The sequence below is a fragment of the Curtobacterium sp. HSID17257 genome (assembly GCF_003989515.1).
GTDB lineage: Bacteria > Actinomycetota > Actinomycetes > Actinomycetales > Microbacteriaceae > Curtobacterium.
This window is the reverse complement of sequence record NZ_RBLU01000113.1, coordinates 1-9,691: the sequence shown is the minus strand read 5'-3', so window position 1 is coordinate 9,691 and position 9,691 is coordinate 1. Positions and strand designations below refer to the sequence as shown.

At 72.3% G+C, this 9,691-nt stretch carries 9 protein-coding genes; 7 read left to right on the top strand and 2 right to left on the bottom strand.

The genetic code is table 11. The features are described 5' to 3' along the window. The 6 genes from D8M35_RS16670 to D8M35_RS13720 all read left to right on the top strand — a co-directional run. A partial coding sequence (locus D8M35_RS16670; protein ID WP_202976564.1) for a hypothetical protein occupies positions 1-352 on the top strand: 352 nt, incomplete at its 5' end. 31 nt (positions 353-383) lie between these two features. After that, a complete protein-coding gene (gene purN / locus D8M35_RS13740; RefSeq protein ID WP_126892360.1) occupies positions 384-977 on the top strand; it encodes a phosphoribosylglycinamide formyltransferase in 594 nt (197 codons plus the stop codon). Continuing rightward, positions 974-2,632, top strand: coding sequence for a bifunctional phosphoribosylaminoimidazolecarboxamide formyltransferase/IMP cyclohydrolase (purH, locus tag D8M35_RS13735; protein ID WP_126892359.1), 1,659 nt, complete (start codon positions 974-976; stop codon positions 2,630-2,632). Before purN ends, purH begins: the two co-directional genes overlap by 4 nt. 608 nt (positions 2,633-3,240) lie before the next feature. Beyond that, complete coding sequence (locus tag D8M35_RS13730; RefSeq protein WP_126892358.1) at positions 3,241-5,064, top strand: ABC transporter ATP-binding protein; 1,824 nt, start codon at positions 3,241-3,243, stop codon at positions 5,062-5,064. Further along, positions 5,061-6,983 carry an ABC transporter ATP-binding protein gene (locus D8M35_RS13725; RefSeq protein WP_238638239.1) on the top strand — a complete coding sequence of 641 codons (1,923 nt, stop codon included), beginning with the start codon at positions 5,061-5,063 and terminating at the stop codon, positions 6,981-6,983. The genes D8M35_RS13730 and D8M35_RS13725 overlap by 4 nt, the downstream gene beginning before the upstream one ends. Before the next feature lie 31 nt (positions 6,984-7,014). Beyond that, positions 7,015-7,437 carry a DUF805 domain-containing protein gene (locus D8M35_RS13720; protein WP_126892357.1) on the top strand — a complete coding sequence of 141 codons (423 nt, stop codon included), beginning with the start codon at positions 7,015-7,017 and terminating at the stop codon, positions 7,435-7,437. Between the two features lie 4 nt (positions 7,438-7,441). Here D8M35_RS13720 and D8M35_RS13715 read toward each other — a convergent pair whose 3' ends face one another. Next, positions 7,442-7,840, bottom strand: coding sequence for an MGMT family protein (locus D8M35_RS13715; RefSeq protein WP_126892356.1), 399 nt, complete (start codon positions 7,838-7,840; stop codon positions 7,442-7,444). A gap of 7 nt (positions 7,841-7,847) precedes the next feature. Then, on the bottom strand, positions 7,848-8,303 hold the full coding sequence (locus D8M35_RS13710) for a GNAT family N-acetyltransferase (protein WP_126892355.1): 456 nt from the start codon (positions 8,301-8,303) through the stop codon (positions 7,848-7,850). Positions 8,304-8,414: 111 nt separating this feature from the next. Between D8M35_RS13710 and D8M35_RS13705 the strand changes: the two genes are divergently transcribed. Further along, a complete protein-coding gene (locus tag D8M35_RS13705; RefSeq protein WP_126892354.1) occupies positions 8,415-9,665 on the top strand; it encodes an ROK family transcriptional regulator in 1,251 nt (416 codons plus the stop codon). The last annotated feature ends 26 nt before the right edge of the window (positions 9,666-9,691 follow it).

Sequence of the window (9,691 nt, the reverse complement as noted above, 5' to 3'; positions counted from 1 at the left end):
CCGTGCCGGCGAGCTGCGTGACCGGGTCGGCGGCCCGGCCCACCACCCGTCGCACGATCCCTCGGGGCAGTCCCGGGCGTCCGGGCGATCGGAGCGCGACGAGACGCTGCCGCACGCTCCCGGCACCGAACAGCAGCCGGCGTTCCCGTGGAGCACCGAGGAGTTCGTCGCGGGGCGCGACGACGCCGACGGGGCCCGGGACGCAGCGGACACCGAGGCTTCCCGCGGGGAGCGCGCCGCACCCGGATCGGCCGCACCGGCCCCCACCGGCTCCGGGTCCCGGTGGGACCAGACCGACCAGATCGCCGAGGACGAGCTGCCCTGGTGGCGCCGGCCGAAGCACGACGCGTAGCGCTCGCCCCGCCGCCGCTAGGCTGGTCCCCGTGCTCGAACTGGTCGTCCTGATCTCCGGTACCGGCTCGAACCTCCGAGCCCTGCTCGAGGCGACGACCGACGCCGAGTACCCCGCCCGCGTGGTCGCGATCGGGGCCGACCGCGACGCCGAGGGCCTCGGTCTGGGCGAGGAGTTCGGGGTCCCGACCTTCACGGTGCCGTTCTCCCGGTTCGCCTCGCGCGACGAGTGGGGCGCCGAGCTCGCCGCCCAGATCCGGCCGTGGTCGCCCGACCTGCTCGTGCTCTCCGGCCTCATGCGCCTGCTCCCGCACGCCGTCGTGTCCGAGTTCGCCCCCGCGATCATCAACACGCACCCGGCGTACCTGCCCGAGTTCCCCGGCGCCCACGGTGTCCGTGACGCCCTCGCGGCCGGGGTCGAGCAGACGGGCGCCAGCGTGATCCAGGTCGACGACGGTGTGGACACCGGCCCGATCCTGGCCCAGGAGCGCGTTCCCGTGCTGCCGGGCGACACCGAGTCGACGCTGCACGACCGCATCAAGCCGGTCGAGCGCCGCCTGCTCATCCAGACCATCCTCGACATCGCCAACGGCACCACCGACCTGAAGGGCACCCCGAGCGCATGAGCGTGCACGCCGCCGACCCCAGCCTCTACCGCCACCGCGACGTCGTCCCCGTGCGGCGCGCGCTCATCTCGGTGAGCGACAAGTCCGGTCTGCTCGAACTCGCCGGTGCCCTGGCCGACGCGGGCGTGGAGCTCGTGTCGACGGGCAGCACGGCGCAGACGATCCGCGACGCCGGGTACACCGTCACCGACGTGTCGAGCGTGACCGGGTTCCCGGAGTCGCTCGACGGTCGCGTGAAGACCCTGCACCCCGCCGTGCACGCGGGGCTCCTGGCCGACCTGCGGCTGGAGTCGCACGAGCAGCAGCTCGCCGACCTCGGCATCGCACCGTTCGAGCTCGTCGTGGTGAACCTCTACCCGTTCGTCGAGACGGTCGCCTCGGGCGCCGACAGTGCCACCGTGGTCGAGAACGTCGACATCGGCGGTCCGGCGATGGTCCGTGCCTCGGCGAAGAACCACCCGAACGTCGCGATCGTCGTCTCGCCGTCGTCGTACGCCGAGGTCGTCGAGGCCGTCCGCGCCGGCGGCACCACGCTCGAGCTCCGCAAGCGCCTCGCCGCCCAGGCCTTCGCGCACACCGCCTCCTACGACGCAGCGGTCGCGTCGTACTTCGCGACCGACGTCGTCGCGCCGGACGCCGCTGCCGTCGCGGACCACGCTGCTGCGCCCACGGTCGACGGCGACCTCGAGACGCCGGGGGCGTTCGACGAGACCCTCCGGATCGAGGCCGACCTGACCGCGACGCTCCGCTACGGCGAGAACGCACACCAGGCCGCCGCGCTCTACACGACCGCCGGTGGGGCGGGCATCGCCCAGGCGACGCAGCTCCACGGCAAGGAGATGTCGTACAACAACTACGTCGACGCCGACGCCGCCGTCCGGGCCGCGTACGACTTCGACACCCCCGCCGTCGCGATCATCAAGCACGCGAACCCCTGCGGCATCGCGATCGCCCCGGCCGACGCCGTCGACCCGATCGCCTCGGCACACGTGGCCGCGCACGCCTGCGACCCGCTGTCGGCCTTCGGCGGGGTCATCGCCGCGAACCGCCCGGTCACGAAGCAGATGGCCGAGACCGTCCGCGACATCTTCACCGAGGTCGTCGTCGCCCCGGCGTTCGACCCCGAGGCGCTCGACGTCCTGTCGCAGAAGAAGAACATCCGGCTCCTCACGCTGCCGGCGGACTTCGCGCTCGCGACGCGTGAGCTGAAGCAGGTCTCCGGCGGCTTCCTCGTGCAGGACGCCGACCGCTTCACCGCCTTCGACCAGTCGACCTGGACCCTCGTGTCCGGGGAGCCGGCCGACGATGCCACCCTGGCGGACCTCGCGTTCGCGTGGAAGGCCAGCCGGGCCGTCAAGTCGAACGCCATCCTGCTCGCCGACCAGGGCGCGAGCGTCGGCGTCGGCATGGGCCAGGTCAACCGGGTGGACTCGTGCCACCTCGCGGTGACCCGCGCCGGTGACCGTGCCCGTGGCAGCGTCGCGGCGTCGGACGCGTTCTTCCCGTTCGCCGACGGCCTGCAGGTCCTGCTCGACGCCGGTGTCCGTGCCGTCGCCCAGCCGGGCGGCAGCGTCCGTGACGACGAGGTCATCGCGGCTGCGCAGGCGGCCGGCGTGACGATGTACTTCACGGGCGAGCGCCACTTCTTCCACTGAGTCCCCGGACGACCGAGTCCCCGGACGACTCAGCCCCCGGACTTCGGCCGCGCTCCGATCGACGGCGTCCAACAACGGCGGCACCATTGCGCGACACCAGCGACTGTGAATAGTCTGTAAGGCTCCGCACCGCACCGGACGATCGCAACCAGATCGGCCGTGCCGCGGACACAACGGTGACGAAGACGACGACTGGAGTGACGATGGACGCGACGACCGGAACAGTGGCGACGGCTGCCCGGACGGGTCTCGTGTCCCTCGTGGGGACCACTCCCGCTCCGCGACCCCGGACCCGAGCGGCCGTGCCGCTCCGGTACCCGGGCGCGGCCGCCGTCTAGCCAGGCCCCTCCCACGGCCTCGCGCCCGACGACACCGTCGGCGAGCGCGGACCACCTGCTGAGAACCCGGGGACCCGTGTCCCCGGTGCCCTCCGGCCCGGTCGACGTCACGTGAGTGACGGCGACGGCGCGCGACCACGCGCCCGGCCGACGACCACCGCACTGCCACGCCGCGCCTCCCGGCCGGACCGCCACCCACCGACGTGACCCGTCGGCGGGACGGACGACCCGACCGAGCGGACGCGGCACGACGCACGAGGACGCAACCGCATGTCCACACCGCCCGACCAGGCGACCCCCTCCACCGACCGCCCCTCGACCCTGCGCGCCATCGGGCGCATCTGGCCCTACGTCAAGCCGTACCGCTGGCGACTGTTCGGCGGCATGGCCGCGGCGATGGGCGCCTCGCTCGTCGCGCTGGCGATCCCGTACGTGCTCCAGTGGCTCGTCGACGGGCCGCTCTCCTCGCGCGACGCCGCGCTCATCTGGCCCGCCGGACTCGGCGTGCTCGCACTCGGCGTCCTCGAGGCCTTCTTCATCGCGTCCCGCCGTCGGCTCGTGATGCGCCCGTCGACGCGCATCGAGACGAGCATGCGCAACGCGCTCTACGCCAAGCTGCAGGACCTGCCGGTGGCGTTCCACGACCGATGGGAGTCCGGGCAGCTGCTCTCCCGTTCGGTCTCCGACCTGTCGCTGATCCGCCGCTGGCTGGCCTTCGGCGTGGTGCTGCTCGTCGTGAACATCGTCACGATCGCCGTCGGCTTCGTCGTGCTGTTCACCTTCGGGTGGCTGCTCGGCCTGATCTTCCTGGTGGCGTCGATCCCGCTGTGGATCAACGGCCTGCTGTTCGAGCGGAAGTACTCCGTCGTCGCGCGCCGCAGCCAGGACCAGGTCGGTGACCTCGCGACGAGCGTCGAGCAGTCGGTGCACGGCATCCGCGTGCTCAAGGCGTTCGGCCGCGGCCGCTTCAAGCTCGACGAGTTCAGCGAGCAGGCCGAGGCGCTGCGCGGCACGGAGATCGAGAAGGCGAAGGCCATCGCGAGCATCTGGCTGTGGCTGCTGCTCGTGCCGGACGTCGCGTTCGCGCTGTGCCTGCTCGCCGGCATCTGGCTGGCGTCGCAGGGCGAGCTGACGGTCGGGCAGCTGTTCGCGTTCTTCGCGACGGCGACCGTGCTGCGGTTCCCGATCGAGTCGATCGGGTTCTTCCTGTCGATGACGTTCGACACCCGCACCGCGGTCGACCGGTTCTTCGAGGTCATGGACTCCGAGAACACGATCCAGGACCCGGCGTCGCCGAAGCGCATCGACGAGCCGCACGGCGCACTGTCGTTCAACGCCGTGCACTTCCGGTACCAGGACGCGACGGACGAGTACCCGGACCTGGTGGACGGTGTCGAGCTGCAGCTGCACCCGGGCGAGACCATGGCGCTCGTCGGTCTGACCGGCAGCGGCAAGACGACGCTGCTGTCGCTGGTGCCCCGGCTGTACGACGTCACCGGCGGTTCGATCACGATCGACGGTGTCGACGTCCGTGACCTCACCCGCGCCGAGCTCCGCCGGCACGTCGGGGTCGCCTTCGAGGACGCCACCCTGTTCTCGACGAGCGTCCGCGACAACGTGCTGCTCGGTCGCCCCGACCTGTCCGGCGACGAGGCCGAGCGCATCATGCGCGAGGCACTCGACATCGCGCAGGCGTCCTTCGTCGACGACCTGCCCGAGGGCGTCGACACCCGCGTCGGCGAGGAGGGCCTGTCGCTCTCCGGTGGCCAGCGGCAGCGCCTGGCGCTCGCGCGGGCGATCGCCGCCCGACCGTCGGTCCTGGTGCTCGACGACCCGCTGTCGGCGCTCGACGTCGACACCGAGGCGCGGGTGGAGGCGGGCCTCCGCCGCGTCCTGGCTGACACGACGTCGCTCATCGTCGCCCACCGCCCCTCGACCGTGACGCTCGCCGACCGCGTGGCGCTCATGGAGGGCGGCCGCATCACCGCCGTCGGCACCCACTCGGAGCTGATGGCCACCAACGAGCACTACCGCTACGTCATCTCCTCGCTCGACGAGGACGACGCACCCGCCCGAGAGGAGGCGATGGCATGACCCAGCAGGACCAGGTACCGCCCGTCGACACGGCAGCCGGGCCGGGAGGCCCCGATCCCGTCCTCGACGAGACCTCCGCCACCAGGGCGGCCGGCCCCGTCACCGCCGCGGTCACCACGCTCGGCGTGCGCGGCGAGGAGCGCGAGGACTTCAGCAAGGCGGAGAGCAAGCGCCTGCGGCGCCGCTCCCTCGCCCTGCTCGGGTCGCTCGCGGCCCCGCTCAAGGCACGTCTGGTGCTGCTCGGCGTCGTCGTGGTGGTCTCCACCGCGGGCACCGTCGCGGGACCGGCGCTCATCGCGTGGGGCATCGACAACGCCCTGCCCCGGGTGATGGACGAGAACGACTGGGTGCCGGCGTTCGGCGTCGTGGCGACGTACATCGTCGTCGCGGTGCTCGGCGCGGTGCTCACCGCCTGGTACACCGTGCTCGCGGCGCGGATCAGCCAGGCGATCCTGTTCGACCTGCGGAAGCGGGTGTTCCTGCACACGCAGCGGCTGTCGCTCGAGTTCCACGAGACGTACACGTCGGGTCGGATCATCTCCCGCCAGACGAGCGACCTCGACTCGATCCGCGAGCTGCTCGACTCCGGGCTGAACCAGCTCATCCAGGGCGTGCTCTACATGGTGTTCACGGGCATCGCGCTCGTGGTGCTCGACCCGACGTCCGGGCTCGTGCTCGCGGTGTCGCTCGTGCCGCTGTGGTTCCTGATCCGCTGGTTCCAGACGAACTCGCAGACGCTGTTCCGCGCGACCCGCGTCACGTCGGCCCGGGTGATCGTGCACTTCGTCGAGACGATGACGGGCATCCGGGCGGTGCAGGCGTTCCGGAAGGAGTCCCGCAACCGCGATGAGTACGGCCGCTACGTCGAGGACTACCGGGTGGCGAACACGAAGGTGTTCAACCTGTTCGGGACCTTCGACCCGGTGCTCGTGCTCATCGGCAACGCCACGCTCGCGGCGGTCGTCATCGTCGGCGGCTTCCGGATCGTCGGCGGCTCGCTCGAGGTCGGCGCGCTGCTCGCGGTCGCGCTCTACGCCAAGCGGTTCTTCGACCCGGCGCAGGAGCTCGCGATGTTCTACAACGGGTACCAGTCGGCCTCGGCGGCGATGGAGAAGATCTCCGGCGTCCTCGAGGAACGCCCGTCGGTGCCGGACCCCGCGAAGCCCGTGCGGCTGCCGGACGCCACCGGCGCGATGGACTTCGACGACGTCGAGTTCGCGTACAACGCCGACAAGGTCGTGCTGCCCGAGTTCGAGCTGCACATCCCGTCGGGGCAGACCGTCGCGCTCGTCGGGTCGACCGGTGCCGGCAAGTCGACGCTCGCGAAGCTCATGGCGCGGTTCTACGACCCGTCGAAGGGGTCCGTGCGGCTGGACGGCGTGGACCTGCGGGACATCGACCCGAAGGACATGCGCCGCGCGATCGTCATGGTCACGCAGGAGGCGTACCTGTTCTCGGGCTCGGTCGCGGACAACATCGCGCTCGGCAAGCCCGGGGCGACGCGCGACGAGATCGTGCGTGCGGCGAAGGCGGTCGGCGCGCACGCGTTCATCGAGGCCCTGCCCGACGGGTACGACACCGACGTGAACAAGCGCGGTGGTCGGGTGTCCGCCGGGCAGCGGCAGCTGCTGTCGTTCGCCCGGGCGTTCATCGCCGACCCGAAGGTGCTCATCCTCGACGAGGCCACGGCGTCGCTCGACATCCCGTCCGAGCGGCTCGTGCAGGAGGGCCTCGAGACCCTGCTCGCGGACCGCACGGCCGTGATCATCGCGCACCGCCTGTCGACCGTCGCGATCGCCCACCGGGTGCTCGTGATGGAGTACGGCCGGATCGTCGAGGACGGCACGCCGGACGACCTGATCGCCGGCACCGGCCGGTTCGCCCAGCTGCACGCGGCCTGGCGGGACTCGCTCGTCTGACGGACCGGGCTGCACGTGGTTTGCTGACTCCATGAGCAACGACAGCGTGCAGCCCGGCGGCGTCGCCCTGCGCGACCCCTTCTACGGGGCACCCTTCACCGAGGCGGTCCGACGGTTCTGGCGGAAGTACACCGTGTTCACCGGACGGGCCTCGCGCTCGGAGTTCTGGTGGTGGTGGCTGACGTCGTTCGTCATCGGGCTCGTGCTGCAGCTCGTCCCGCAGGTGTTCACCCCCGGGACCCCGGTGCTGGAGAACCCGGTCGGCTCGTACCTGTTCGTGCTGTGGGGGCTCGTCACGCTGATCGGGTCGCTCGCCCTCGGCGCCCGGCGACTGCACGACGCGAACCTGTCCGGCTTCTGGCAGTTCCTGCACGTGGTGTTCGGCATCGGGTCGCTCGTGCTGCTGGTGATGTTCCTGCTGCCGTCGAGCCCGAAGGGCGCGCGCTTCGACTGAGCGCTCAGAACGGGTCGTCGGCGTCCGTGGTGGGTGACCAGCGCGCGCGACGCATGTCGATCCTCCAGGCCGACGACCGCTCCACCAATGGCGTGCCCTCGGCGCGGTAGTGCTCGAGCGCCCGGGCCTCGTGCCGGACCGGCGGCAGCCCGCCGGCGCGGACCACGCGCCACCACGGCAGGTCGGCACCCTCGTGGGCCATCACCTTGCCGACGGCGCGCGACGCCCGCGACCCGAGCGCGGAGGCGACGTCGCCGTACGTCATGACGTGCCCGGCCGGGATCAGCCGGACCACCTCGGCGACGGCGGCCCCGAAGTCCGGCTCGACCCCGCGGTCCGGCTCGGCCCCGCGGTCCGGCTCGGCCCCGGGATCCGGCTCGGCCCCGGGGACGGCTCCGTCCACGCCGTGGCTAGAGGGCGAGGACGGCGTAGTGGTCGCCGTACTGCGTCTCGCGCACGACCTCGAACCCGAGGGCACGGAAGAACGCCTCGGGCCCGCTGTCGCCGCCGGGCTCGTAGACCACGGTCAGCCGCTCGAAGCCGCGGCTCCGCGCCTCGTCCGCCAGGCCGTGCACCGCGAAGCGTCCGACGCCACGGCCCTGTGCGTCGGCGGCGACGTTCACGCGCCAGATCGCGCTGCGGAGCTCTTCCTCGCTGTTGTCCTCGTCGAAGGTGCCGATGATCATCCCGACGACGCGGTCCCCGTCGAGCACCACGCGGGTCCACGCCGAGCTCGGCTTGACGTCGGACTCGGCGACGCCGTACGTGGTCGGCTGCACGAACTGCTCCTGCCCGGGCTTGAGCGTCAGCGAGTTGGCCGCGGCGGCGGTCGACGCGGAGAGGGCTTCGAGGCGGAGGTCCGTCATGCCGCTCAGGGTAGCGGTGCACCCCGTCCGGGTGCCAGGAGGATGCCCGGACCGTTGCAGCACCGTTGCGTGCGCGCCGTCCGGGTGCGCGGGCGGCGGTAGGGTCACGGCATGGCGGAGCATCGGCGTGGGGCGAACCTGCCGTCGATCGGCGGCTTCAACCGCACCGTCGTGCTCGACGCCGTCCGCCGCTCGCCCGACGGCCTGAGCCGCGTGGAGCTCGCCGCGAGCACGGGCCTCAGCGCGCAGACCGTGTCGAACGTCACACGGTTCCTCATCGAGGCCGGCATGATCGTCGAGTCCGGCACGGTGGTCGCCGGACGGGGGAAGCCCCGGACGATCCTGCGCCTCGAGGCCGCCAGCCGGTACGCGGTCGGGGTGCACGTCGACCCGGCGGTCGTGACGTACGTGCTCCTCGACCTCGCCGGCAGTGTCGTCGCCGAGACCACCACGTCGACCCCGTCCGCCGACGATCCGGCCGAGGTCGTCCGGACCATCGCGACCGCGGTCGACGGTCTGGTGGCGGACGCCGGTGTCGCGGTGGACAGCGTGCTCGGGGTCGGCATCGCGAGCCCCGGACCGATCGACGTCGACGCCGGTGTCGTGCTCGACCCGCCGTTCCTGCCGCGCTGGCGGGACGTGCCGCTGCGCGACGCGCTCGCCGAGGCGACCGGCTTCCCGGTGCTGCTCGAGAAGGACGTCACCGCGGCGGTCGTCGGCGAGATGTTCCTGGCGGGGGAGTCCTCGGCGCGGAACTTCGCCTTCGTCTACTTCGGCACGGGCTTCGGCGTCGGACTGGTCGTCGACCACGAACCCGTGCGCGGCGTCGGGTCGAACGCGGGCGACGCCGGGCACATCATGGTCGACCAGGGAGCGCTCGCCGGGACCCCGGACGGATCCGGTCCCCGTGGTGAGGTCGGCGCAGCGGTCGCTCCGGCACGACTGGTCGAGGTCGCACGCGACCGCGGGCTGCGCCTGACCGGTGGTGCTCCGGCGGACGACGTCACCGCGGTGCAGCTGGCCTGGGAGGCCCTCGGCGACGCGATCGCGTCCGGCGACGAGGTCGCCACGGGACTCGCCGCCGACGCCGGCGCCGCGATGGGCCGGGCCGTGGTGGTCATCGTCAACCTGCTCGACATCGACCGCGTGGTGTTCGGGGGGCCGTTCTGGTCACGGATCGCGCCGGTCGCCCTGCCGGCCGCTCGCGAGGCGATCACGGGATCGCCCCTGCTCGTGCCGAAGCACCCGATCGCGGTCGTGGACAGCGGGCGGGGTGCCGACGTGGCCGCGGTCGGGGCCGCGTGCCTGGTGCTCGACGCGGCGCTGTCACCGCGTGCGAGCGCGCTGCTGATCCGGCGCTGACGGGAGGCGCGGTGCCAGCCCGCCCA

Excerpts from the sequence above, each read along its gene's own strand:
- purH (WP_126892359.1), top strand. The coding sequence starts at position 974 with ATGAGCGTGCACGCCGCCGACCCCAGCCTCTACCGCCACCGCGACGTC.
- D8M35_RS13720 (WP_126892357.1), top strand. The coding sequence starts at position 7,015 with ATGAGCAACGACAGCGTGCAGCCCGGCGGCGTCGCCCTGCGCGACCCC.
- D8M35_RS13705 (WP_126892354.1), top strand. The coding sequence starts at position 8,415 with ATGGCGGAGCATCGGCGTGGGGCGAACCTGCCGTCGATCGGCGGCTTC.
- D8M35_RS13710 (WP_126892355.1), bottom strand. The coding sequence starts at position 8,303 with ATGACGGACCTCCGCCTCGAAGCCCTCTCCGCGTCGACCGCCGCCGCG.
- D8M35_RS13725 (WP_238638239.1), top strand. The coding sequence starts at position 5,061 with ATGACCCAGCAGGACCAGGTACCGCCCGTCGACACGGCAGCCGGGCCG.
- D8M35_RS13730 (WP_126892358.1), top strand. The coding sequence starts at position 3,241 with ATGTCCACACCGCCCGACCAGGCGACCCCCTCCACCGACCGCCCCTCG.